This window comes from Streptomyces sp. NBC_00207 (assembly GCF_045160965.1).
In the GTDB taxonomy this organism is placed as follows: domain Bacteria; phylum Actinomycetota; class Actinomycetes; order Streptomycetales; family Streptomycetaceae; genus Streptomyces.
Window position 1 is genome coordinate 6,350,938 of sequence record NZ_CP130715.1, and the last position, 22,570, is coordinate 6,373,507.

The 22,570-nt window shown below is 70.7% G+C and carries 23 protein-coding genes and 1 riboswitch; of the genes, 15 read left to right on the forward strand and 8 right to left on the reverse strand.

The window, feature by feature from the left end:
* The first annotated feature begins 199 nt into the window (after nucleotides 1-199).
* From OG472_RS30150 to OG472_RS30180, 7 genes are all read left to right on the forward strand, one after another.
* Nucleotides 200-1,003 carry a collagen binding domain-containing protein gene (locus OG472_RS30150; protein WP_401612020.1) on the forward strand — a complete coding sequence of 268 codons (804 nt, stop codon included), beginning with the start codon at nucleotides 200-202 and terminating at the stop codon, nucleotides 1,001-1,003.
* A 146-nt stretch (nucleotides 1,004-1,149) separates the two neighbouring features.
* Complete coding sequence (locus OG472_RS30155) at nucleotides 1,150-1,857, forward strand: L,D-transpeptidase family protein (protein ID WP_405832054.1); 708 nt, start codon at nucleotides 1,150-1,152, stop codon at nucleotides 1,855-1,857.
* A 123-nt stretch (nucleotides 1,858-1,980) separates the two neighbouring features.
* Nucleotides 1,981-3,222, forward strand: coding sequence for an Ig-like domain-containing protein (locus OG472_RS30160; RefSeq protein ID WP_401612026.1), 1,242 nt, complete (start codon nucleotides 1,981-1,983; stop codon nucleotides 3,220-3,222).
* Nucleotides 3,223-3,308: 86 nt separating this feature from the next.
* The gene (locus tag OG472_RS30165) at nucleotides 3,309-4,076 is read left to right on the forward strand and encodes an enoyl-CoA hydratase/isomerase family protein (protein WP_383563296.1); all 768 of its coding nucleotides are present in this window, start codon (nucleotides 3,309-3,311) and stop codon (nucleotides 4,074-4,076) included.
* 241 nt (nucleotides 4,077-4,317) lie between these two features.
* Nucleotides 4,318-4,830: an ATP-binding protein gene (locus tag OG472_RS30170; RefSeq protein WP_401612029.1), complete on the forward strand. Its 513-nt coding sequence runs from the start codon at nucleotides 4,318-4,320 to the stop codon at nucleotides 4,828-4,830.
* A 365-nt stretch (nucleotides 4,831-5,195) separates the two neighbouring features.
* Entirely contained in the window at nucleotides 5,196-6,002 is an 807-nt protein-coding gene (locus OG472_RS30175; RefSeq protein WP_405832057.1) for a polysaccharide deacetylase family protein, read from the forward strand.
* Nucleotides 5,999-7,186 carry a YncE family protein gene (locus OG472_RS30180; RefSeq protein ID WP_401612035.1) on the forward strand — a complete coding sequence of 396 codons (1,188 nt, stop codon included), beginning with the start codon at nucleotides 5,999-6,001 and terminating at the stop codon, nucleotides 7,184-7,186. The genes OG472_RS30175 and OG472_RS30180 overlap by 4 nt, the downstream gene beginning before the upstream one ends.
* Nucleotides 7,187-7,278: 92 nt before the next feature.
* Here OG472_RS30180 and OG472_RS30185 read toward each other — a convergent pair whose 3' ends face one another.
* Together OG472_RS30185 and OG472_RS30190 are read right to left on the reverse strand one after the other, a co-directional pair.
* The gene (locus tag OG472_RS30185) at nucleotides 7,279-8,529 is read right to left on the reverse strand and encodes a cytochrome P450 (protein WP_405942254.1); all 1,251 of its coding nucleotides are present in this window, start codon (nucleotides 8,527-8,529) and stop codon (nucleotides 7,279-7,281) included.
* On the reverse strand, nucleotides 8,510-9,277 hold the full coding sequence (locus OG472_RS30190; RefSeq protein WP_401612039.1) for a tRNA-dependent cyclodipeptide synthase: 768 nt from the start codon (nucleotides 9,275-9,277) through the stop codon (nucleotides 8,510-8,512). The genes OG472_RS30185 and OG472_RS30190 overlap by 20 nt, the downstream gene beginning before the upstream one ends.
* 254 nt (nucleotides 9,278-9,531) lie before the next feature.
* Here OG472_RS30190 and OG472_RS30195 point away from each other — a divergent pair, with 254 nt between their 5' ends.
* The gene (locus OG472_RS30195; protein ID WP_383563314.1) at nucleotides 9,532-9,744 is read left to right on the forward strand and encodes an EF-hand domain-containing protein; all 213 of its coding nucleotides are present in this window, start codon (nucleotides 9,532-9,534) and stop codon (nucleotides 9,742-9,744) included.
* A gap of 55 nt (nucleotides 9,745-9,799) precedes the next feature.
* Here OG472_RS30195 and OG472_RS30200 read toward each other — a convergent pair whose 3' ends face one another.
* A complete protein-coding gene (locus tag OG472_RS30200; RefSeq protein ID WP_405942255.1) occupies nucleotides 9,800-10,348 on the reverse strand; it encodes a PadR family transcriptional regulator in 549 nt (182 codons plus the stop codon).
* A gap of 123 nt (nucleotides 10,349-10,471) precedes the next feature.
* Here OG472_RS30200 and OG472_RS30205 point away from each other — a divergent pair, with 123 nt between their 5' ends.
* Both OG472_RS30205 and OG472_RS30210 read left to right on the forward strand, forming a co-directional pair.
* Nucleotides 10,472-11,185 (forward strand): flavodoxin family protein, encoded by a 714-nt coding sequence (locus OG472_RS30205; RefSeq protein WP_383563317.1) that lies wholly within the window; start codon nucleotides 10,472-10,474, stop codon nucleotides 11,183-11,185.
* Nucleotides 11,186-11,283: 98 nt separating this feature from the next.
* Nucleotides 11,284-11,928, forward strand: coding sequence for a dihydrofolate reductase family protein (locus OG472_RS30210; protein ID WP_405942256.1), 645 nt, complete (start codon nucleotides 11,284-11,286; stop codon nucleotides 11,926-11,928).
* Between the two features lie 278 nt (nucleotides 11,929-12,206).
* Here the strand turns inward: OG472_RS30210 and OG472_RS30215 are convergent, their stop codons facing one another.
* The gene (locus OG472_RS30215; protein WP_401612046.1) at nucleotides 12,207-12,740 is read right to left on the reverse strand and encodes a hypothetical protein; all 534 of its coding nucleotides are present in this window, start codon (nucleotides 12,738-12,740) and stop codon (nucleotides 12,207-12,209) included.
* A 203-nt stretch (nucleotides 12,741-12,943) separates the two neighbouring features.
* Here OG472_RS30215 and OG472_RS30220 point away from each other — a divergent pair, with 203 nt between their 5' ends.
* Nucleotides 12,944-13,525 (forward strand): hypothetical protein, encoded by a 582-nt coding sequence (locus OG472_RS30220; RefSeq protein ID WP_405942257.1) that lies wholly within the window; start codon nucleotides 12,944-12,946, stop codon nucleotides 13,523-13,525.
* 65 nt (nucleotides 13,526-13,590) lie between these two features.
* On the opposite strand, the gene OG472_RS30225 is transcribed toward OG472_RS30220, so the two are convergent.
* From OG472_RS30225 to gcvT, 4 genes are all read right to left on the reverse strand, one after another.
* Complete coding sequence (locus tag OG472_RS30225; protein WP_405942258.1) at nucleotides 13,591-14,973, reverse strand: L-serine ammonia-lyase; 1,383 nt, start codon at nucleotides 14,971-14,973, stop codon at nucleotides 13,591-13,593.
* A gap of 375 nt (nucleotides 14,974-15,348) precedes the next feature.
* The gene (gene glyA, locus OG472_RS30230; protein WP_401612054.1) at nucleotides 15,349-16,605 is read right to left on the reverse strand and encodes a serine hydroxymethyltransferase; all 1,257 of its coding nucleotides are present in this window, start codon (nucleotides 16,603-16,605) and stop codon (nucleotides 15,349-15,351) included.
* 15 nt (nucleotides 16,606-16,620) lie between these two features.
* Nucleotides 16,621-17,001 carry a glycine cleavage system protein GcvH gene (gene gcvH, locus OG472_RS30235; protein WP_401612057.1) on the reverse strand — a complete coding sequence of 127 codons (381 nt, stop codon included), beginning with the start codon at nucleotides 16,999-17,001 and terminating at the stop codon, nucleotides 16,621-16,623.
* A gap of 112 nt (nucleotides 17,002-17,113) precedes the next feature.
* Nucleotides 17,114-18,229: a glycine cleavage system aminomethyltransferase GcvT gene (gene gcvT, locus OG472_RS30240; protein WP_351584754.1), complete on the reverse strand. Its 1,116-nt coding sequence runs from the start codon at nucleotides 18,227-18,229 to the stop codon at nucleotides 17,114-17,116.
* Between the two features lie 140 nt (nucleotides 18,230-18,369).
* Nucleotides 18,370-18,473, reverse strand: a riboswitch (glycine riboswitch).
* Between the two features lie 233 nt (nucleotides 18,474-18,706).
* Here gcvT and OG472_RS30245 point away from each other — a divergent pair.
* The 4 genes from OG472_RS30245 (at nucleotide 18,707) to OG472_RS30260 (ending at nucleotide 22,509) form a co-directional block, all read left to right on the forward strand.
* Nucleotides 18,707-19,360, forward strand: a complete 654-nt coding sequence (locus tag OG472_RS30245) for an AAA family ATPase (protein ID WP_405943219.1) — start codon at nucleotides 18,707-18,709, stop codon at nucleotides 19,358-19,360.
* 176 nt (nucleotides 19,361-19,536) lie between these two features.
* Nucleotides 19,537-20,271 carry an enhanced serine sensitivity protein SseB gene (locus OG472_RS30250; protein ID WP_383563336.1) on the forward strand — a complete coding sequence of 245 codons (735 nt, stop codon included), beginning with the start codon at nucleotides 19,537-19,539 and terminating at the stop codon, nucleotides 20,269-20,271.
* A 56-nt stretch (nucleotides 20,272-20,327) separates the two neighbouring features.
* Nucleotides 20,328-21,068, forward strand: a complete 741-nt coding sequence (locus tag OG472_RS30255) for an enhanced serine sensitivity protein SseB C-terminal domain-containing protein (protein WP_361765133.1) — start codon at nucleotides 20,328-20,330, stop codon at nucleotides 21,066-21,068.
* A 442-nt stretch (nucleotides 21,069-21,510) separates the two neighbouring features.
* Nucleotides 21,511-22,509: an ABC transporter permease gene (locus OG472_RS30260; RefSeq protein WP_383563340.1), complete on the forward strand. Its 999-nt coding sequence runs from the start codon at nucleotides 21,511-21,513 to the stop codon at nucleotides 22,507-22,509.
* The last annotated feature ends 61 nt before the right edge of the window (nucleotides 22,510-22,570 follow it).

Here is a 22,570-nt window from a genome sequence, read left to right on the forward strand (position 1 = left end):
TTGTGTGATCGGAATGCCGTAGCGGAGAGTGTCCGCGCCCGATCCGCCGGCCCCGGCCCCCAGCCTGTCAGGGCGCACCCGGGAGCGGGGAAGGGGCGGAGCGCCGTGTCGGCAAAGCCCCGGCCCCCGACCGCTGGACCGGCTGCCCCGGCTCCGGTGCGAGCACCCGCGGGCGGCCCCGTACGACGGACGGAGTGGCATGACAGCCTGGACGACGAGCGTGTGGCCGATCGGTCTCGCCGCCGCCGCGGTGGTGATCGTGGCGGCGGCGCCGGCCCGTGCCGCGCCGCCCGCGGCGGCGGGCGGCGCCGCCCGGGTGGTGCTGCGCAGCACGGACCTGGACACCGGAGCGCCCCTGTCCGGGGCCCGGTTCGAGCTGTGGCGCGAGGCCAACGACCTGGAGGGGCCCCAGCGCACCGGCCAGAGCGCGGACGAACAGCACGGCGGCGTCTGCGTGACCGACGCGAAGGGCACCTGCACCGTGCAGCTCGCGACCGGAGAGACGTACTACTGGGTGCAGACCGGGGTCCCCGCCGGCTACGAGCGGCCGGACGAACCGTTCACCGGCTTCGACCTGGGCGAGGCCGACGCCCCTGACGGGCTCGTCCTCAACGTCGCGAACCGGCGGGGGGACGCGGCGTACAGCGGCGCGATCCAGGTCCGGAAGAAGGACGGGAAGACCGGTGCGCCGCTGCACGGCGCGGTGTTCGAGCTGTGGAAGGACACCAACGGCACCACCCGCCTCCAGACCGAGGGCATCGACGCCGACCAGCGGACGAGGCCGGGCTGCGCCACCGACGCCGACGGCATCTGCGACTTCGACAGGCTCGCCGACGGCCGGTACTTCCTGGTGGAGACGGACGTCTCCGAGGGCTACGTCCTGCCGGAGGACCCGGTGACCGGCCCCCTGCTGCTGGACGGGACGGTCGGCCGGCGGCTCGTGGTCACCTACTACAACAAGCGCCACGAGCGGATCCCCATCGTGGACAAGGACGAGGGCTAGGACGAGCGCCGCCCGGCCCGGGGCGCGGCACCGGTGCGCCGGCGGGGTGACCTCCTCACCCGGCCGGCGCATCAGCGCGGGCCGGACCCCCGGCCGGAGGGTTGGCTGGGCTGCGACCGCAGACCCGCAGACCTGAGGAGCTCCGCATGGCCGGACGTCAGGGGACAGGCCCGACAGCACGCGTGGCCGTACTCGGCTCCCTGCTCGCACTGGCGGGCCTGCACGTGCCCCAGGCGGCGGCCGCCCCGGCGGAACCGGCGAGCGCGTGCGTGGCGGGCACCGGCCCCTACCAGCGGGAGCTGGAGCACTACCTGGGCCGGCCGGTCGACGGGGTGCAGTCCACGGCGGACTGCCACGCCATCCGCGCGTTCCAGCGCGCGAACGGGATCCCTGCCGCCTACGGCTACCCGGGCCTGGCGACCTACCGCACGATGCTCGTCGTGACCGCCCGCCCCGACCCCAACGCCGCGGGCGACTGCCCCGTCCGCGAACACCGCGTCACCTGTGTGGACATGGACCGCCAGCTGCTGTGGGTGCAGAAGGGCGACAGCGTCGTCCTCCCGCCCGTGCCCATCCGCACCGGCCGCGACTCCCAGGAGACCCGGCCCGGCTGGCACGAGGTGTACCAGCGCAACAAGGACCACGTCTCCACCCTGTACGGCACACCCATGCCGTACGCCCAGTTCTTCGACGGGGGCCAGGCGCTGCACGGCGCGCCCGGATCCCTCTACGGAGGTGGCGGTTCCGCCGGCTGCGTCAACCTCACCGAGCCGGACGCGAAGCGTCTGTGGGACCTGCTCGCCGAGGGCGACGCGGTCTACGTCTGGGGCACCAAACCCGGCACCGAGGACTGACCCGCAAGCCGTCCCCGCCGATTCGCGGCACTTGGGACGGAACGGTGACAAGACCGTGGCTCATCGTGATCTGCCCATGTGATTTCCTGTCGACAAGCGCGCGACTGTCCGCGCGCGGGGGACATGGGGAGAACAAGAGTGAACCTGCAGCCGATACGCGGCCGCGCCCGCACCGGCCTGCCGGCCCTTCTGCTGGGGGCGGCCCTGCTGTTCACCACCGCGTGCAGCGGTGGTGGCGGGAGTGACAGCAGCGGCAGCGGCGGCGACAACGCCGGGGGCGGCGCCAAGAACGGGACCGAGGCCTCGAAGGCCGTCGTCAGCATCAAGCCCGACGACGGGGCCAAGGAGGTCGCGACCAGCGGCGTCCTGAAGATTTCCAGCACCGGCGGCAAGCTCACCACGGTGACCGTCGCCGACACCAAGGGCAACGCGGTCGAGGGCAAGCTCACCGACGACGGTGCGAACTGGGAGCCGGCCCGTCACCTGGCCTCCGCCACCGAGTACAAGGTGCACGCGGTCGCCAAGGACGAGGCCGGCCGGGAGTCCGCCAAGGACACCACCTTCACCACCCTGACGCCGACCAACACCTTCGTGGGCCACTACACGCCCGAGGACGGCGCGACCGTCGGCGTGGGCATGCCGGTCTCGATCAACTTCACCCGTGGGATCACCAACCCCGAGGCCGTCGAGAAGGCCATCACCGTGACCGCCGAGCCGGCCGTTCCGGTCGAGGGCCACTGGTTCGGCAACGACCGCCTGGACTTCCGCCCCGAGAAGTACTGGGCCGCGGGCACCAAGGTCACCGTGAAGCTCGCCCTCGACGGAGTCGAAGGCCGCCCGGGCGTCTACGGCAAGCAGACCCGTACGGTCACCTTCACCATCGGCCGCTCCCAGGTCTCCACGGTGGACGCCAGCGAGAAGGAGATGCAGGTCGTCCGTGACGGACAGGTCATCAAGACCCTCCCGATCACCGCGGGCGCCCCGTCGACCACCACCTACAACGGGCAGATGGTCATCAGCGAGAAGTACAAGGTCACGCGGATGAACGGCGCGACCGTGGGCTTCGGCGGCGAGTACGACATCTCCGACGTCCCGCACGCGATGCGCCTGTCGCAGTCGGGCACCTTCGTCCACGGCAACTACTGGGCCTCCGCGGGCACCTTCGGCTCGGCGAACGTCAGCCACGGCTGTGTCGGCCTCAAGGACGTCCGCGGCGCCGGCGACGACAACCAGCCCGCCGCCTGGTTCTTCAACGAGTCCCTGATCGGCGACGTGGTCGTCGTGAAGAACTCCAAGGACAAGCAGATCGCCCCGGACAACGGCCTCAACGGCTGGAACATGGACTGGGCGGAGTGGATCAAGTAAGCGGGTCCCGTACCCCGTGAAGTGGCCCGGTGCTGTGACCCACAGCACCGGGCCACTTCACGTTAACCGGCGCTAACCTGGCCCGTATGACCCTCTCTCTCGAAGTCTCCGAAGGCGTCGGCACCATCCGCCTGGACCGGCCGCCCATGAATGCCCTGGACATCGCCACCCAGGACCGGCTGCGCGAGCTCGCGGTGGAGGCGACCGACCGGGCCGACGTCCGCGCGGTCATCATCTACGGCGGCGAGAAGGTGTTCGCGGCGGGCGCGGACATCAAGGAGATGCAGACGATGGACCATGCGGCGATGGTCGCCCGGTCCCGCGCGCTCCAGGACGCCTTCACCGCGGTCGCCCGCATCCCCAAGCCGGTCGTCGCGGCCATCACCGGCTATGCGCTGGGCGGCGGTTGCGAGCTCGCCCTGTGCGCCGACTACCGGATCGCCGCCGACAACGCGAAGCTCGGCCAGCCCGAGATCCTGCTCGGCCTGATCCCGGGCGCGGGCGGCACCCAGCGGCTGTCCCGGCTGGTCGGCCCGTCCAAGGCCAAGGACCTGATCTTCACCGGGCGCATGGTGAAGGCCGACGAGGCGCTCGCCCTGGGCCTGGTCGACCGGGTCGTGCCCGCCGCCGAGGTGTACGAGCAGGCGCACGCCTGGGCTGCCAAGCTGGCGCAGGGGCCGGCGATGGCGCTGCGCGCCGCCAAGGAGTGCGTGGACGCCGGCCTGGAGGCCGACATCGACACCGGTCTCACCATCGAACGCAACTGGTTCGCGGGCCTGTTCGCCACCGAGGACCGCGAGCGCGGCATGCGCAGCTTCGTCGAAGAGGGCCCGGGCAAGGCGAAGTTCGTCTGAGCGCGACGCCGGTCCTCCCTGTGGGTGGATTAGCCAGGCCTTAAGGCAGCCTTAAGCGGAAATGGTGATCCACTCACGGTGATCAATTCCCTGCAGTGTGTCACCGCAGGTCAAACTGGGTATTGAGGCTTCCTTGTTGCCTCCCGCATATGACGGGGCACCCCCTTGGATTTGTTGAATCCGGGGGGTGTTTTCCTCTGGAACGGCCCGGAGCGGCAGGTCGGCCGTCCATGATGGGTGCATGGCGGGCCTGGAGGGTGTGGAACAGCCGCGGCAGCGCGGCAGCGCTTCGGCGGTACGGCTCACAGCGGCTCTTGAGGATGAACAGGGCCTCAAAGCGCTGGAGTTGTACGGTAATCCGGCCGAAGCGGAAGTGACCTTGCCGTCCATGCCGGAGTCGGCCAGCACTGCGCGCCGGCTCACCCAGTGCGTGGTGGTCCGCCTCTGGGGCCTCTCGCCGCAGATCGCCGAACACGCCGTCCTGCTGGTCTCGGAGCTCGTCGGCAACGCGGTGCGGCACACCGGCGCCCGCTCCTTCGGTTTACGCATGCTGCGCCGCCGCGGCTGGATCCGGGTGGAGGTGCGCGATCCCTCGCGCGGACTGCCCTGTCTGATGCCGGTCCACGAACTCGACACCACCGGCCGCGGCCTCTTCCTCGTCGACAAACTGTCCGACCGCTGGGGCGCCGACCTGCTGCCGCGCGGCAAGATCACCTGGTTCGAGATGCGGGTCGCCGACCGCCAGAACGCCTGAAGCCCCCGGTCGCCGTGGTGGGGCGGTGTGGGGGCTTCATGGGTGCGCCGAGGATCGAAGGGGGTGTGATCCTCGGCGTGGTGACTTCGCTCGGGTCAATGGGGAAGTCGCGCTTTCGACTATGGCAGACGAGGGTCCAAACGCCAAAAGTCCCTAGTTGGACATAAGTGTGCAAATCGTAAGACTTTCTAGCTAAATCCTAGGTGAGGTGGGCCACTCACCTCGCAATCAATGAATAACTATCGGAACCTCTGAGTAAATCGTTGATCACATAGAGGATCGGCCACCCGTTCGGCCCCTTCTGATGAACGTCCCGAATTGGGTCAATCATTACCTTCCGGGTCATCCACCCCTTAAATGGGCAGGTGCTCTCACATCCAGGCCGCCGCGCGGCCCTGCGCGGGGCCCTGCGTGCGGCCGGTCTCGGAGCGGCCGGCGCCGCGGTGGCCGGCCTGGCCGCCGGCTGCGGACCGGGCCGCCCCGCCCCCGCGCCCTCCGCTCCGCCCCCCGGACCGGCCCGACCCGACCGGCCCGCCAAGGCGGCCGCCGCCCCGCGCCGGTTCGCCGGGCAGCCCGTGGAGATCGGCCACGGTCCGCGCGACCGCCCCGGGGTCGCCCTCACCTTCCACGGCAACGGCGACCCCGCCATCGCCAAGGCGGTCCTGGCCGAGGCCGAACGAGGGGGCGCGCGGGTCACCGTACTGGCGATCGGCAGCTGGCTCGACGCCCACCCGGACATGGCCCGCCGCGTCCTCGACGGCGGCCACGAGCTCGGCAACCACACCCAGCGCCACCTCGCGGTCAACGAGCTCCCCGAGGCGGAGGCCTACGCCGAGATCACCGGCTGCGCCCAGCGGCTCAAGCGGCTCACCGGCTCCATCGGAACCTGGTTCCGGCCCTCCCAGACGCAGTACGCGACCCCGCTCGTCCAGAAGCTGGCCCAGCGGGCCGGCTACCCGCACGTCCTCTCGTACGACGTGGACTCCCTCGACTTCACCTCGCCCGGCGCCGCGGCCGTCATCCGCACCGTCACCGGGACGATCCAAGGCGGATCGGTGGTGAGCCTGCACTTCGGCTACGCGGACACGGTCGACGCGATGCCTCCCCTCCTCGAAGAACTCGCGCGCCGCAAGCTGCGCGCGGTGACCACCACGGAGCTGCTGACCCAATGACGACCACCCGCCTTCCCCGGAAGGTCACCGTGCTGCTGGCCGGTCTGGTCCTCGCCGCCCTCGCCGGCTGCGGAGCAGCCGAAAAGGGGCCCGCCGAGGCGCTCGGCACCAAGGGCCCGGCCAAGCCCGTCAAGGCCGTCCCGGCCCTCCCGCCCGGCCTGCCCGGCATGCCTCCGGTCCTCGATCCGAACGACGTCTACGCGGCGGACCGGCCGAACAAGCTCTCCCCGGTGGTCAAGGACTTCCCGTCGCGCGTCTACGTGCCGAACACCAGCTCCAACACGGTGTCCGTCATCGACCCGGTGACCTACCAGGTCATCGACACCATCCCGGTCGGCGTCCAGCCCCAGCACGTGGTGCCCTCCTGGGACATGAAGACCCTGTGGGTCAACAACAACCGCGGCCACACGCTCACCCCGATCAACCCGGCCACCGGCGAGGCCGGAAAGCCCGTCGAGGTGCACGACCCGTACAACCTGTACTTCACGCCGAACGGCAAGTACGCGATCGTCATGGCCTCGATGGACAAGGAACTCGTCTTCCGCGATCCGCACACGATGGACCGTGTGAAGACCGTCCCGGTGACCTGCTACGGCGTCAACCACGCGGACTTCTCCGCCGACGGCCGCTACTTCATCGTGAGCTGCGAGTTCTCCGGAGAGCTCCTCAAGGTCGACACCGAGCGGATGGAGGTCATCGGCCAGCAGAAACTGCCGTTCGAGGGCGCGATGCCGCAGGACGTCAAGATCTCGCCGGACGGGAAGACCTTCTACGTCGCGGACATGATGGCGCACGGCATGTGGGTGCTCAGCGGCGACAAGTTCGACACGCCCAAGCTGCTGGAGACCGGCAAGGGCTGCCACGGGCTGTACGTGAGCCGCGACTCCAAGGAGATGTACGTCTCCAACCGCGGCGAGGGCACGATCTCGGTCTTCAACTTCCCCGAGAACAAGCTCACCAAGAAGTGGACGCTGCCGGACGGCGGCAGCCCCGACATGGGCGGGGTCTCGGCCGACGGCAAGGTGCTGTGGCTGTCGGGCCGCTACAACTCCGAGGTGTACGCGATCGACACCGTGACCGGCAAGCAGCTCGCCCGGATCCCGGTCGGCGGCGGCCCCCACGGGCTCGCGGTGTACCCGCAGCCCGGCCGCTACTCGCTCGGGCACACCGGGATCTTCCGGTAGCCGAAGGATCCGGTACCCGAAGGGCGTGACGGCGGTGTCCCGGGAGCTCGCACAACTCCCGGGGCACCGCAGCCGACCCGTCGGGCCGCGGACTACCAGGCGACCGGAAGACGCTCCGGAAGTCGCTTGATGAAGCCCGTGCGCCAGACGAGGTTCTCGGCGGGCACCGCGAGGCGCAGCCCGGGCAGCCGCTCGACCAAAACCTCCAGCGCGATCTCGGCGTGTGCCCGGCCCAGCGCGGAGGCCGGGCAGAAGTGGCGCCCGGCGCCGAAGGCGAGGTGGGCGTTCGGGCTCTCGCGCTCCAGGTCCAGCTCGTCCGGGTTCTCGAAGGCCTCCGGGTCGAAGTTGGCCCCCTCCAGGAGGACGAGGACGAGCTCGCCCTCCTTCACCAGGACCTCGCCGACCCGGACGTCCGCCAGGGCGATGCGCGGCAGGCCGTCACCGACGGACAGGTTCCAGCGCAGCAGCTCGTCGACCGCCCTGCCCATCCGCTCCGGGTGCGCACGCAGGTACCCGATCAACTCGGGCCTCTGGAGCAGCGCGAGGACCGCGAGGGTGAGGAACGCCGAGGTCGAGACCGCGCCCGCGCCGAAGAGGGAGACGGCGACCGTCGCGAACATGTCGTCGGTCAGATGGGCCGACTCGGGGTCCGCCTCCTTCAGCCCGGCGAACCTCCCGAGGAGCCCCGTACGCTCCTCGGGGGCCAGGGCGAGCTGGACGCCCAGCTGCTCGGCGAAGTAGCCCACATCCTTGTACCAGTTGAGGGCCGAGTCGGCGAACGGCTCGCGCGCCGTCATGAACGCGACGTCCAGCCCCGACATCAGCCGGCGCCGGTCCTCGAAGGGCACCCCGAGCACCTGGCAGTGCAGGGCCGCCGAGAAGGGGTCGGCGAACCCGGCCCGGAGGTCGGCCGGGCCGCCCTCGGCCACGAGCCCGTCGATGAGCTCGCCGGCCTTGGCCCGCAGCAGGTCCTGCAGCCCCTTCTGGCGCGGATTGAGCGCCTTCATCACGGCGTTGCGCAGGCCGGCGCTGTTGATGTTGCCCATGTTGTTGACGACCTCGGGCGGGATCGTCAGCGCGTACTGGCGCGGGACCCCGGCGTTCGCCGTGTCCTTGAGGCTGAAGCGCTCGTCCTCCAGCACCTGCTTGGCCAGCGCGTAGCTGCTCACCAGCCAGGCCGGGTCCCCGGTGAGGGTCCGGACCCGGGCGACCGGGGCCTTCTCGCGCAGCCAGCCGCACTCCTCCGGGAGCACGTCACCGCGCCGCGAGAGAGGGAAGTCGAGGAGCGGCTGAGGTTCCCGGCCCGCCGGGCCCTCCCCGCCCTCAAGCTGCTCGACGCTCATCGACGGTCCTTTCGGTCGGTGCGTGGTTCACGGCGCTCTGGGGTGCGGCGGCCGCGGCGGGCTCGGGCCGTACGACCGCGTAGGCCTGGTTGCGGGTCGCGCGCAGGCCCCCGCCGCGCGCGAAGAGGACATCGGTCAGCGGCATCCTGACGTGGTAGGCCGCCACCGAGGACGGCACGTCGAGAATGCTCGGGGTGTCCACGAAGAACGGCAGCTCGGCCGCCATGTAATCGAAACAGACCTGCAACTGGTCGTCCGTGATCGATTCACCTTCCGGCAACTTGGAGCCGATAAAATGCAGGGCCATCTTCTCGCAGCCCTTGCGGAATTCATCGTCGGTTTCCAGGAAGTGCAGGACGCGGCGGTGTAGCAGTTGGTACACCGGGTTCGACTGGAAATCCGACAGAGCTCGCACGCGGATTTCGGCCTGCCCGGGACCTGATTCCTCCACGCCCTTGAGGATCCGCCGCCGGACCGCCTTGATTTCCTTCGCTGCGCGCCTTTCCGCGTGCTCGCGGCTGTAGCCGAAAGCGGCGAACATCCGGTCTACGTGGAGGTCGGCGTAGACGAAGTCGACCAGCGCGAATCGGGTCTTGGCCCACCGTGCGAGGCCGGCGATGCGCTCGGAACTGAAGTAGCTGTTTCCGGGACTCACTCCGATGAGCACATGGTCGCCGTCTTCCCAGATATGGCGGCAGGAGCGGGTGAAGGGCAGAACTTCGAATGATGCGTCAGCTGTGATCGTCACCTGTGTGATCGCCCTTGTTGCCGCTTGTCCCTGGGAGCCCTGCGCTCCTGGTGTGGCGGCAATGCCGTTACGTTATGCGGTGGCCCCGGAGCGTGACAAGTGGAATCCGGATTTGTTGGCTGGAATTATAGGTTCCGCATTACGGAGGGGTAATTGAATTGTTTTCTGCCGCTCGAACGGGACCCGCGGCCGGGGCCGCCGGGGGAGACCGCTACCCTGAGCCGGTCAACAGGCATCAAGAAGGAGTGGACCCAGTGGCGGACATCGACAGCGCACGGACGACGTTCGGCAAGTTCGACGCGAACGGTGACGGCTTCGTCACGGCCGACGAGTTCAAGGCGGCCATGGCGGCCATGGGCGACCCGTTCGTCACCGGCCCGGTCGCGGACGCCGTGATCGCCGCCAAGGACGCGAACGGCGACGGCCTGCTGAGCTTCGACGAGTTCTGGGCCTCCCTGAACAAGTAGTCGGTCCCTCCGCTCCCGCCCCGCCCGCCGGGGCGGGAGCGCGCGTGCGTTCGCGTCAGGCCTGCGGCCCGGACATGTCCTCGACCTCGGCGAGGGCCTCCTCCAGCCAGGTCAGCCAGAACGTCTCCAGGGCGATCCCGCCGTGCAGGACGAGCCGGCGCAGCCGGTCCTCCACGGCGTCGCGCCCCGGCGGGAAGTCCTTCTCCTCGATGGCCTCGTACTGCGCCAGCTGACGCCGGTGCAGGTCCAGATGGCGTCGCAGCTCAGGGCCGAGCCCCTGCGGCCCCACCACGCCGGCCGCCCGGATCCGCAGCAGCAGCGGGTCGCGCATCGGCTTCGGGTCCTGGCTCTCGCCGACCCACCGGGCCAGCTCCGCGCTGCCGTCGGGCAGCACCTCGTACTCCTTCTTCTGCCCCCGCACGGGCACCTCGCTGGGCAGCGCCCGGATCAGCCCGGCCTCCTCCAGCCGCCCGAGCTCGCGGTAGATCTGCTGGTGCGTGGCCGACCAGAAGTACCCGATCGACTTGTCGAACCGCCGGGTCAGCTCCAGCCCGGACGAGGGCTTCTCGAGCAGGGCGGTGAGGATGGCATGCGGGAGGGACATGGCGCCATCCTAGATTTGCGGGCGCCCCCGTCACGGCCGCGCCCGTAACGCCGCCCCCGTAACGCCGCCCCGTACGGCCGTCCCCGGCTGGCGGCCGGGCCGGGCGGTCCACAGGCTGGGGGAGTGTCCGACGACTTCCAGTACCCAGACCTCACCGCCGTGTACGTGAACTGCACCCTCAAGCGCTCGCCCGAGACCAGCAACACCGAGGGCCTGATCGCGAAGAGCCGTGCGGTCATGGAAGCGGCCGGCGCCCGCACCTCGCTCATCCGGGCCGTCGACCACGACATCGCGACCGGCGTCTGGCCGGACATGACCGAGCACGGCTGGGAGAGCGACCAGTGGCCGGTCCTCTACAGCCAGATCATGGACGCCGACATCCTCGTGCTGTGCGGCCCCATCTGGCTCGGCGACAACAGCTCCGTGATGAAGCAGGTCATCGAGAGGCTCTACGCCTGCTCCTCCCTGCTGAACGAGCAGGGCCAGTACGCCTACTACGGGCGGGTCGGCGGCGCGCTGATCACCGGCAACGAGGACGGCGTCAAGCACTGCGCCATGAACGTCCTCTACAGCCTCCAGCACCTCGGCTACGCGATCCCGCCGCAGGCCGACGCGGGCTGGATCGGCGAGGCCGGACCCGGGCCGTCCTACCTCGACCCGGGCTCCGGCGGTCCCGAGAACGACTTCACCAACCGGAACACCACCTTCATGTCGTGGAACCTGATGCACCTGGCCGCCCTGCTCAAGCGCTCGGGCGGCATCCCGGCCCACGGCAACCAGCGCTCGCTCTGGGACGCCGGCTGCCGCTTCGACTTCCCCAATCCCGAGCACCGCTGAGCCCGTTTCGCCGGGGCGCGCCGAACGGTTGACCGTACAGCGATGAGTTTTCCCCGCCCGGGCGGTCTCATCGTCGTCGACCAGACTGGAGGAAGCCCGTGGAGCAATTGCTGAGAGTCCAGAACTTCTGCGTCTCGCGCGACGGATTCGGTGCCGGTGAGCACCAGAGCCTCGCGCGGCCGTTCGGCGACGCCGATCCCGGCGAGCTGTTCGCCTGGGCCGGAGCCACCGCGAGCTGGCCCAACCGCACCGACCCCGGCGGGAGCCGGGGCCTCGACGACTACTTCACCCGGGACTTCGCGCACCACATCGGCGCCGAGATCATGGGCCGCAACAAGTTCGGGCCCCAGCGCGGGCCCTGGGCCGACCACGACTGGCGCGGCTGGTGGGGGGAGGAGCCCCCCTTCCACACCCCGGTGTTCGTCCTGACCCATCACACACGTCCTTCGTTCACGCTCTCCGACACCACGTTCCACTTCGTCGACGCCGACCCGGCGACGGTCCTCGACCGGGCGCGGGAGGCAGCGCAGGGCAAGGACGTCCGGCTCGGCGGCGGGGCGACCACCGTCCGCGAGTTCCTCGACGCCGACCTCGTCGACACCCTGCACGTGGCGGTCGCGCCGGTGGAGTTCGGAGCCGGGACCAGGCTCTGGGAGTCCCCCGATGAGCTGCTCGACCGGTTCCACCTCGACGTCGTGCCCAGTCCCAGCGGTGTGACGCACCACCTGTTCTGGCGGAGGTGACGGGAGGCATCCCCGGGGCGCCGGCGCGCGGCGGCGCCCTCTCCGCCGGGACCTACGCCGGCACCTCCGCCAGCGCCGACTCCAGCCGCGCCGGCAGCGGCCGGGCGTTCATCCGACGGCAGCCGGCGAGGGCTCCCGGAACCCGGCCGCCGCCTCGGCCGGCCTGCCCAGCATCCGCTGCGGATGAGGATCCGTCCGGCGGGGTGACGGGCGGGCCGGCGCAGGGCCCGGGGCACGTGTGACGCCCCGGGCCCTGCGCCCGCAAGGCCGTCCGCTCGTCACCGGGTGACGTGCGAGATGTCCACGACGAACCGCTCCGGGGAGTGCAGGGCGTAGGCGCGGTAGTACGGCACGGTGTCGAAGGCGGCGCCGAAGGTCACGTACCCCTCGTAGTCGCCGGTCAGGGCGATGCCCTTGAGCTTGCTGAGGTAGATCTTCTGGAGCTTGGGTCCGTGGTAGACGCTCTGGCCCGCGTCGTCGTGTGCGGCGGCGGGGTTGAAGCGGATCTCCAGGAAGTACTTCCCGGCCAGCGGCACGGGCTTTCCGGACCCGTCGTAGACCAGCTGCGGGACGGGAGTGACGGTCACCTCGGGGACGTACCCCTGCAGGTCGATGACGATCCGGTCGTACGTGGCGTGCCCGCCCCAGCGGGCGTTGACGACGAGCGGGGTCTGGCTCTGGGTGACGGTGGCGACGGTAGGGGCGGCGGCGGTGGAGGTGGCGGCCGAGGCAGGTGCGGCGAAGGAGAGGCATGCGGCGAGCAGCGCGCCGGAGGCCAGGGCCACGATCTGCCGGAGACGTGCGTGGATCATGACGTCCCCTCGATTCCTGAGAGACGGGGACTGGTGGCACAGCCTAGGACGCCACGGCGGATCCGGCGGTTCCCGTTCTCCTTCGGCCAATCCACCGCTGCACAACTTCCCTGGATGGCAAGGTGGTTGACCGGAACCTGGCCCGCTCGACAGGAGAGAACCGGATGCGTCCACACCGCTTTTCCCGTCATGGAACCGTCGTCGTGGCCCTCGTCCTGGCGGCCACCGCCTGCGGCGGCGACGCGGACCGGGAGGTCTCGCAGGAGGGGAAGGGCGGCTACCGCTGGGTGGCCACGGACGAGATCTGCAACGTGCTCCCGTACCGCGAGCTCGCCGACCCGCTCGGGGCGCGCGAGGAGGCCGCGGACCGGGACAAGCGGTCCGGCCAGGGCGCCCCGGGCGTCAAGTGCGTCCAGCCGCTCGTCGAGACCGGCCCGGCGAAGTACGGCAGCGTCAAGGTCGAGCTGGACCTCGCCTACACGGAGAGCGTCGACTTCTCCAAGGACGTGTTCGCCCGGGGCCGCGAGAACACGGCCAAGGACATGCCGGACAGCGGCCTCACCGAGGTGAAGGGCGTCGGCAAGGAGGCCTACCGGTTCGCCTTCAACAAGCCGACCGAGCTGCGCCAGGTGCGCGAGCTGCGGCTGCGCGACAGCAACATGATGATCGACGTGACGGTCACGGCCGAGGCCCGCACACCGCCCACTGCCGAGAGCCTGAAGGCGTACGACGCGGCGGTGGACGATTTCGCCAAGGGGGTCCTCAAGTCGCTGCGCCGCGGATAGCCCCGACGGCATACGGAAGGGGCCCGGCGCGTGCGCGCCGGGCCCCTTCCGTCACCTGCCGTGGATCAGCACTCGATGACGTTGACCGCGAGACCGCCGCGGGCGGTCTCCTTGTACTTGACCTTCATGTCGGCGCCCGTCTCCTTCATGGTCTTGATGACCTTGTCGAGGGAGACCTTGTGGGTGCCGTCGCCGCGCATCGCCATCTTGGCGGCGGTGACGGCCTTGACCGCGGCCATGCCGTTGCGCTCGATGCAGGGGATCTGGACCAGGCCGCCGACCGGGTCGCAGGTCAGGCCCAGGTTGTGCTCCATGCCGATCTCGGCCGCGTTCTCGACCTGCTCCGGGGTGCCGCCGAGGACCTCGGCGAGGGCGCCGGCCGCCATCGAGCAGGCGGAGCCCACTTCGCCCTGGCAGCCGACCTCGGCGCCGGAGATCGAGGCGTTCTCCTTGAAGAGCAGGCCGATCGCACCCGCTGCCAGCAGGAAGCGGACCACGCCTTCCTCGTCGGCGCCGGGCACGAAGTTCACGTAGTAGTGCAGGACCGCCGGGATGATGCCCGCGGCGCCGTTCGTCGGAGCGGTGACCACCCGGCCGCCGGCCGCGTTCTCCTCGTTCACGGCCATCGCGTAGAGGGTGATCCACTCCATCGAGAGCGCCAGCGGGTCGCCCTCGGAGCGGAGCTTGCGGGCGGTGTTCGCGGCCCGGCGCCGGACCTTCAGGCCGCCCGGCAGGATGCCTTCACGTGACATGCCGCGCGCCACGCACGCCTGCATGACCCGCCAGATCTCCAGCAGGCCCTCGCGGATCTCCTCCTCGGTGCGCCAGGCCTTCTCGTTCTCCAGCATCATCGCGGAGATCGACAGGCCGCTCTCCCGGGCCATGCGCAGCAGCTCGTCGCCGCTGCGGAAGGGGTACTTCAGCACCGTGTCGTCGAGCTTGATCCGGTCCTCGCCGACCGCGTCCTCGTCCACGACGAAACCGCCGCCGACCGAGTAGTAGGTCTTCTCCAGCAGCGGGGCGCCGGCCTCGTCGTACGCGAACAGCGTCATGCCGTTCGCGTGGTACGGCAGGGAGCGCCGGCGGTGGAGGATCAGCTGGTTCGGCTCGTCGAAGGCGATCTCGTGTCCATCGCCTATCTCCGCTCCCAGCAGCCGCAGCCGGCCGCTCTTGCGGATGCGCTCCACCTCGGCGTCCGCCGTCTCGACGTTCACCGTGCGGGGGGAGTGGCCCTCCAGGCCCAGCAGCACCGCCTTGGGGGTGCCGTGTCCGTGGCCGGTCGCGCCGAGGGAGCCGAAGAGCTCGGCCCGGACGGATGCGGTCTGGGCCAGCACGCCGTCCTTCTTCAGCCGCATGACGAACATCCGCGCGGCGCGCATCGGACCGACCGTGTGGGAGGAGGAGGGACCGATGCCGATGGAGAAGAGATCGAAGACGGAGATGGCCACGGTGGCGGACTCCCTTGTCTGCTCGTGGGGTGGGAGGGGGCAGGAGAGGTGGATTGATCAGATTTTGTCCGACAGACGAGCTTAACGCGGTGAGGTGAACGTCTCGGCTGCCGGACGAGGTGGGATGCATTACGTGGACGGGTCGGGCGGGTGCCGTCTCACGCTCCGGAGCCGCCTCGTGGTCCCGCACGGCCGTCGCCGCGGAGGGTGCCCGCCGCCGGGAGGCGGAAGGGGTGGGGGAGCCCTGCGCCGTGCGGGGGCGGGGGCTGGGGAAGGTGTGGAAGGTGGGGCGGGGGTGCGTCCGCCCGGTGCTCCTCGGCCATGAGAAGGGCCCGGCCCTGTCCGCGAACAAGACCGGGCCCTTCATGCCGTCGCTTAGAGCGACGGGTACAGCGGGAACTTCGCGGCGAGCGCAGAGACGCGCGCCTTGAGGGACTCGGCGTCGTACGCCGGCTTCAGCGCCTGCGCGATGATCTCGGCGACCTCGGTGAAGGCCTCGGCGTCGAAACCGCGGGTGGCCAGGGCCGGCGTGCCGATCCGCAGACCCGAGGTGACCATCGGGGGCCGCGGGTCGTTCGGGATGGCGTTGCGGTTGACCGTGATACCGACCTCGTGGAGGCGGTCCTCGGCCTGCTGGCCGTCCAGCTCGGAGTTGCGCAGGTCGACCAGGACCAGGTGCACGTCGGTGCCGCCGGTGAGGACGTCCACGCCCACGGCCTTGACGTCGTCCTGGACCAGGCGGGCGGCGAGGATCTTCGCGCCTTCCAGGGTGCGCTCCTGGCGCTCCTTGAACTCGGGCGAGGCCGCGACCAGGAAGGAGACCGCCTTGGCCGCGATCACGTGCTCCAGCGGGCCGCCCTGCTGACCCGGGAAGACCGCGGAGTTGATCTTCTTGGCCAGCTCCTGCGTCGACAGGATGACACCGCCGCGCGGACCGCCGAGGGTCTTGTGCGTGGTGGTCGTGACGACGTGGGCGTGCGGCACCGGGTTCGGGTGCAGGCCCGCGGCGACCAGGCCGGCGAAGTGCGCCATGTCGACCATCAGGTACGCGCCGACCTCGTCCGCGATCCGGCGGAAGGCGGCGAAGTCCAGCTGGCGCGGGTAGGCGGACCAGCCGGCGACGATCAGCTGCGGCTTGGACTCCTTGGCGAGGCGCTCGACCTCGGCCATGTCCACCTCGCCGGTCTCGTCGACGTGGTACGGGACCACGTTGTAGAGCTTGCCGGAGAAGTTGATCTTCATGCCGTGGGTCAGGTGACCGCCGTGGGCCAGGTTGAGGCCCATGATCGTGTCGCCCGGCTTCAGCAGCGCGAACATCGCGGCGGCGTTCGCCTGCGCACCCGAGTGCGGCTGGACGTTCGCGGCCTCGGCGCCGAACAGCGCCTTGATGCGGTCGATCGCGATCTGCTCGACGACGTCGACGTGCTCGCAGCCGCCGTAGTAACGGCGGCCCGGGTAGCCCTCGGCGTACTTGTTGGTCAGGACCGAACCCTGGGCCTCCATGACGGCGACCGGAGCGAAGTTCTCCGACGCGATCATTTCCAGGGTGGACTGCTGGCGCACGAGCTCGGCGTCGACGGCGGCGGCGACGTCCGGGTCGAGCTCGTGGAGAGGGGTGTTCAGTACAGACATCAGGGTCCCCTGGGGTCAGTTACCGGCGGTGAGCTGGGTGTACTCCTCGAAGGACAGGGTGTCCTTCGGCTCCTCCGAGAGGCGCACCTTGAACAGCCAGCCGCCCTCGAACGGGGCCGTGTTCACGAGCGCCGGGTCGTCCACGACGTCCTGGTTGAACTCGACGATCTCGCCGGAGACGGGGGAGTACAGGTCGCTGACCGACTTCGTCGACTCCAGCTCGCCACAGGTCTCGCCCTCGGTCACGGTCTCGCCGGCCTCGGGGAGCTGGGCGTAGACGACGTCACCGAGCGCGTTGGCCGCGAACTCCGTGATGCCGACCGTCGCGACGCCGTCCACGGCGTCCGACAGCCACTCGTGCTCCTTGGTGTAACGCAGCTTCTCGGGGTTGCTCATGACCTGATTCTCCTGGATGCGGGGGAGTGGATACGAACGGTGGTCTCGGGTACTGAGACGCTGCCGGACGGGGTTCCCGTACGGCTCGTGCACGGCTGGACCGTGTGCGGAACTACTTCTGCCGCTTGTAGAACGGCAGCGCCACGACCTCGTACGGCTCATGCGTACCGCGAATGTCGACGCCGACGCCGGAGGTGCCGGGCGCGGCGTGCGCCGCGTCCACGTACGCCATCGCGAGCGGCTTGCCCAGCGTCGGGGACGGGGCGCCCGAGGTGACCTCGCCGATGACCTGACCGTCGGCGACGACCGGGAATCCGGCGCGCGGGACGCGGCGGCCCTCGGCGATCAGGCCGACCAGCTTGCGCGGCGGGTTGGTGGCGGCGCGCTCGGCGGCGGCCTCCAGCGCGGCGCGGCCGACGAAGTCGCCCTCCTTCTCGAACTTCACGACCCGGCCCAGCCCCGCGTCGAAGGGGGTCAGGGAGGTGGTCAGCTCGTGCCCGTACAGCGGCATGCCCGCTTCCAGGCGCAGGGTGTCGCGGCAGGACAGGCCGGCCGGCACCAGGCCGACGCCCTCGCCCGCCTTGGTCAGCGCCTGCCACAGCTCCACGGCGTGCTCGGGCGCGACGAACAGCTCGAAGCCGTCCTCGCCGGTGTAGCCCGTACGCGCGATCAGCGCGGGCACGCCCGCGACGGTGCCCGGCAGGCCGGCGTAGTACTTGAGGCCGTCCAGGTCGGCGTCCGTCAGGGACTTCAGGATGCCGGGGGACTCCGGGCCCTGCACCGCGAGCAGCGCGTACGCGTCGCGGTCGTCGCGGACCTCGGTGTCGAAGCCGGCGGCGCGCTCGGTCAGGGCGTCGAGGACGACCTGGGCGTTGGAGGCGTTGGCGACGACCATGAACTCGGTCTCGCCGAGACGGTAGACGATCAGGTCGTCGACGATCCCGCCGTCTTCCTGGCAGATGTGCGTGTAGCGGGCGCGGCCGACGCCGACGGTGGAGATGTTGCCGACCAGCGCGTAGTCGAGGGCCTTGACGGCCTCCGGGCCGGTCAGCGTGATCTCGCCCATGTGCGACAGGTCGAAGAGACCGGCCTTGGTGCGTACGGCGTTGTGCTCGTCGCGCTCGCTGGCGTACCGCAGCGGCATGTCCCAGCCCGCGAAGTCGGTCATGGTCGCACCGAGCGAGCGGTGCAGCGCATCGAGGGCGGTCAGACGGGGGGCAGTGCTCATGGGTGTGGCTCCCGAGTCCCAGGGCATGACATGACGAGGAGGGTCCTCCCCATCTGTCATCGGAACCTGAGAGGTTCGCCGAGAGTTCCTCGGCTTGCACCTTGGGTGGAGCTGTCGAGCAGCTCGCTTTTCAGATCTGCCTCATCCACGCGGTACGGGGCCTGAGAGATTCAAGGGAGGATCTTGCTCCTTCGGCGCCCGCGCACGGCCTTGCGGCGTGCCGGGACTCTCCCGCGCGGATTCAAGCGGCCGGTATGCAGTTGGTCCAGATGGCGCACATCATTGCACGCCATGCCCGTGATCGGGCGGAGGGGTCCGAAAGTTCGTACGGTACCCCGAGCGGGCGGACCGGAACCGGGGCTGCCGGATTACCGTCTCTTTACACTCAGTGGGCAAGGGTCCTGGTGACCCGATTCGGGGGAGGCGAACACTGTGCGGAGATTCGGAGCGGTGACGACGACGGGAACCGTGGACTCGGTGCCGGTGCCGGTGCCGGTGCAGCGCGGCGCGCACGGACGGGACCACGGGCGCAGGCGGGCGGCGGACCCCGCCATCCGCCCCGTACGCGACCTGCGCGGCCCCGCGGTGCACGGCCCGCAGCGGCTCGCCTTCGCGGACGGGGACATCGTCGTGGTGTCCGGCCTGCCCGGCGGCGGCAAGAGCACGCTGATCAAGCGGGCCGCGGCCGAGGGCGGCGCCGTCGACTCCCAGGACACCCGTGAGCGCTGGGAGCGGCTGATGCCGCCGGCGCTGCCCTACGCGGTGTACCGGCCGCTGGTGCGCGCCGCGCACTACTGGGGGCTGTGGCGGCTCCTGCGCTCCGGAGCCTCCGTCGTCGTCCACGACTGCGGTACGCAGAGCTGGGTGCGCGGCCTGCTCGCGGCGGCCGCGCGGCGCCGGGGGCGGGCGCTGCACCTGCTCCTCCTCGACAGCAGCCCCGCGGAGGCCCTCTCCGGCCAGGCCGCGCGGGGGCGCCGGGTGTCCGCCTACGCCTTCGCCCGCCACCGCGGCGCGGTGGGCCGCCTCCTGCGCGAAGCCGAGGCGGGCCGCCCCCCGCGGGGCTGCGCCTCGGTCACCCTGCTCGACCGTGCCTCCGCCGCGACCGTGACCCGCATCGCGTTCCACGCCTGACCCGCAGGGTGCGGCGCCGCTGCCGGCCCTGGCCGGACCTGATGTGCGGCGGGGCCGCATCGTTCAGCCCCTCCGGCGTTCGAGGCGCAGTGGGGGCCGGGCCCCCGCAGCGGCGGCGCGTACGGGCCGGTACCCTGCGGGGCGACACGCGCGGGATCAGGCGAAGGCAGGGGCACATGCAGGGCAGCGGCTGGCCGGGGAATGAGCTGGAGCAGGTGCTCGGGGCGGCGCTCGGGCACCCGGACGCCGGGGGGCGGATCCTGGAGGTGCTCGGGCGCAGCCAGGTGTGGGTCCCCCTGCCCGACGGCGGCGGCCCGGACTCGGCCGACCTCACCCTGCCCACGATGGACATCGGCGGGGCGGCGTACGTCCCCGTCTACACCTCCGAGGCCCAGTTCCTCGCCTGCGTCGGCCCCGGCATGGGCTTCGCCGTGGCCCCGGCCGTGGAGTTCGCCCGCGGCCTGCCCCCGCAGCTCGGCATCGCGCTCAATCCCGACGGCGCCGTCGGCGTCCCGCTGCCCCCGCCCGCCGTCGCGGAGCTCTGCCGCACCGGCCGGACCCCGCTCGACGGCCCCTCCACCGGCGGCCGAGTCCGGCTCTACGAGCCCGACTGGCAGGAGGACCCGGTGGACTTCCTGGCCGCCGCCACCGAGGAGTTCCGGGCCACCGGCGTGGTCGCGGCCGCGCACCGCTGCCTCGCCAGCGTCGAGGGCGGGGCGCCGGAGCTGTTCATCGGTGTCCGCCTGGTGGGATGGGAACCCGAGATGCGCGAGGCCCCGATGGAGGCCCTCGGGCGGGCCCTGACCCGTGTCCCGCCGCCGTGGCCGGTGCAGTTGATCCTGCTGGACGCCGCCCAGGACCCGGTCACGGACTGGATTCGTGAGCGCGTACGCCCCTTCTACCTCCCGTAGGGCCGCTTAAGCTGAGGGGCACGCGTGGACGACGGGCGGACGAAGAGGGGTACCGGGTGAGTGCGTCAGGCACGGCCGCGGCCGGGCAGGTCGAGCACATGATGCGCCAGGTGACCCCCGGGCGCTATGAGAGCTACGAGTCACTCCTGCATGCCCTGTCCGAGGGCCGGCTCTGGATGCTGCTGTGGCAGGGCCAGCCGGGCTCCCCGGACGCCCAGTACGGCGGCATGGAGGTGGAGGGCCTCGGGTACGCGCCCTGTGTCACCTCCCCGCAGGAGCTGGCCGCCAGCGGCTGGAACCGGGGCTACGAGGTGGTCACCGGGCGGGACATCGCCCGCGCGCTCTACCCGGACCGCTGGGGCCTGTGGCTCAACCCGCACGCCCAGGGCGGCGGCCTCGGCGTGCCGTGGGCCGACCTGCGCCGGATCGCCACCGGCCTGGACCGGATGCCGGCCGGCCCGCTGCGGCTCTCCGAGCCCGCCATCGAGCTCCCGCAGTTCTACGGGCTGCTGACCCAGCACGCGCACCGCACGCCCGCCGTCCGGTCGCTGCGCCGCGCCTGGGTGCAGCCCGCGCTTGGATCCCCGTACCTCGCCGTCGGGCTCGACCTGTACGACGCCTCCGCGCCCGCGCTGGAATCCGTACGGGAGATGATGCGGCAGTCCGTCGGGGTGGTCCCCGAGGGCGTCCCGGTGTGCACGGTCGCGCTGGCGGACGAGCACGACCCGGTGGCGATGTGGCTGCGCGCGCAGACCCGCCCCTTCTACGACCGCGAGGGCCAGGCGCCGGCGTACTGATCCCCCCACCGCATCCACATATCGAGACATCCAGCTCGAAGGCCGCACCGGACCCATCGGTGCGGCCTTCGGCATATCCCCTGAATACACCCAAGATCCATGCACGAAAAGGCAGTTGAGAGGGATGTCCGTTCCGCGCCGAACGTGAGCTCTTGAACCGCTGAGGCGGGTGCGCCGTTCGGATAACGGAAGTCGACTCGTCACATCACGGTTGCGCATCACATCCCCGTCGGGTCTGGCGGGTGATCGAGAGACCGTTGAAGACTCCCCCCACTGAGAGGGCCCAACCAGCAGGTGCCCACTCTTCATCCGCATTTCGCGAGCAGTATCCGTAGCGACGAACCGCCGGCAACCAGCGACAACCGCGCCACGATGTGAACCAAGCCGTCACAGCGGCTGGCAGGGGCCGGCCACCAGCCGGCCGAGAGGGGTCCCCACCACGATGACGGCACCTACCGAGACCAGCGGGCCCGCGCGGCCCCAGCCCGGCGCCAGCCCGGACGGGGCGAAGCAAGGGGCGATTGAGGGCCGCTCGCTCGGCCGGATCGCATGGACCCGCCTCAAGCGGGACCGGGTCGCGATGGCCGGCGGGATCGTCGTCCTCTTCCTGGTCGTGCTGGCCGTGCTCTCGCAGCCGATCCAGGCGATCTTCGACCTCGATCCCGACGCCCTGCACCAGGACCTGATCGACCCGTCGCTCGCGACCCCCATCGGCTCCTTCGGCGGCATCAGCTGGTCCCACCCGCTGGGCGTGGAGCCGAAGTTCGGCCGTGACATCGCCACCCGCATCCTGGAGGGCTCCTGGGTGTCGCTGCTCGTGGCCTTCGGCTCGACCCTGCTGTCCGTGGTCATCGGCTCGGTGCTGGGCGTCGTCGCCGGCTACTACGGCGGCTGGGCCGACACCGTCATCAGCCGGATGATGGACACCTTCCTCGCCTTCCCGCTGCTGCTGTTCGCGATCTCCATCTCGGCCGCACTGCAGGGCGGGGCGTTCGGACTGGAGGGGCTGCCGCTCCACATCAGCGTGCTGGTGTTCGTGATCGGCTTCTTCGGCTGGCCCTACATCGGGCGCATCGTGCGCGGACAGACGCTGTCGCTGCGCGAACGGGAGTTCGTCGACGCGGCGCGCTCCCTGGGCGCGCGGGGCCCGTTCATCGTCTTCAAGGAACTGCTCCCGAACCTGGTGGCGCCGATCCTCGTCTACGCGACCCTGCTCATCCCCACCAACATCCTTTTCGAGGCGTCCCTGAGCTTCCTGGGCGTCGGTATCCAGCCCCCGCAGGCTTCCTGGGGCGGAATGCTGAGCGAGGCCGTCAGGTACTACAAGGTCGACCCGATGTACATGGTCGTGCCGGGCCTGGCGATCTTCATCACCGTGCTCGCCTTCAACCTGCTCGGCGACGGTCTGCGGGACGCCCTGGACCCCAAGAGCCGCCGCTGAACCGTTTCCTCGGGCGCGGCCGGGCCACCGCCCACCCCATCACCACTCCACTCTGAATCAG

Bases quoted from the DNA above. Each gene is read 5' to 3' on its own strand.
- OG472_RS30180 (WP_401612035.1), top strand. From the start codon at position 5,999: ATGACGACCACCCGCCTTCCCCGGAAGGTCACCGTGCTGCTGGCCGGT.
- OG472_RS30165 (WP_383563296.1), top strand. From the start codon at position 3,309: ATGACCCTCTCTCTCGAAGTCTCCGAAGGCGTCGGCACCATCCGCCTG.
- OG472_RS30260 (WP_383563340.1), top strand. From the start codon at position 21,511: ATGACGGCACCTACCGAGACCAGCGGGCCCGCGCGGCCCCAGCCCGGC.
- OG472_RS30160 (WP_401612026.1), top strand. From the start codon at position 1,981: ATGGGGAGAACAAGAGTGAACCTGCAGCCGATACGCGGCCGCGCCCGC.
- glyA (WP_401612054.1), bottom strand. From the start codon at position 16,605: ATGTCTGTACTGAACACCCCTCTCCACGAGCTCGACCCGGACGTCGCC.
- OG472_RS30250 (WP_383563336.1), top strand. From the start codon at position 19,537: ATGCAGGGCAGCGGCTGGCCGGGGAATGAGCTGGAGCAGGTGCTCGGG.
- gcvH (WP_401612057.1), bottom strand. From the start codon at position 17,001: ATGAGCAACCCCGAGAAGCTGCGTTACACCAAGGAGCACGAGTGGCTG.
- OG472_RS30155 (WP_405832054.1), top strand. From the start codon at position 1,150: ATGGCCGGACGTCAGGGGACAGGCCCGACAGCACGCGTGGCCGTACTC.
- OG472_RS30170 (WP_401612029.1), top strand. From the start codon at position 4,318: ATGGCGGGCCTGGAGGGTGTGGAACAGCCGCGGCAGCGCGGCAGCGCT.
- OG472_RS30215 (WP_401612046.1), bottom strand. From the start codon at position 12,740: ATGATCCACGCACGTCTCCGGCAGATCGTGGCCCTGGCCTCCGGCGCG.
- OG472_RS30150 (WP_401612020.1), top strand. From the start codon at position 200: ATGACAGCCTGGACGACGAGCGTGTGGCCGATCGGTCTCGCCGCCGCC.
- OG472_RS30200 (WP_405942255.1), bottom strand. From the start codon at position 10,348: ATGTCCCTCCCGCATGCCATCCTCACCGCCCTGCTCGAGAAGCCCTCG.
- gcvT (WP_351584754.1), bottom strand. From the start codon at position 18,229: ATGAGCACTGCCCCCCGTCTGACCGCCCTCGATGCGCTGCACCGCTCG.
- OG472_RS30185 (WP_405942254.1), bottom strand. From the start codon at position 8,529: ATGAGCGTCGAGCAGCTTGAGGGCGGGGAGGGCCCGGCGGGCCGGGAA.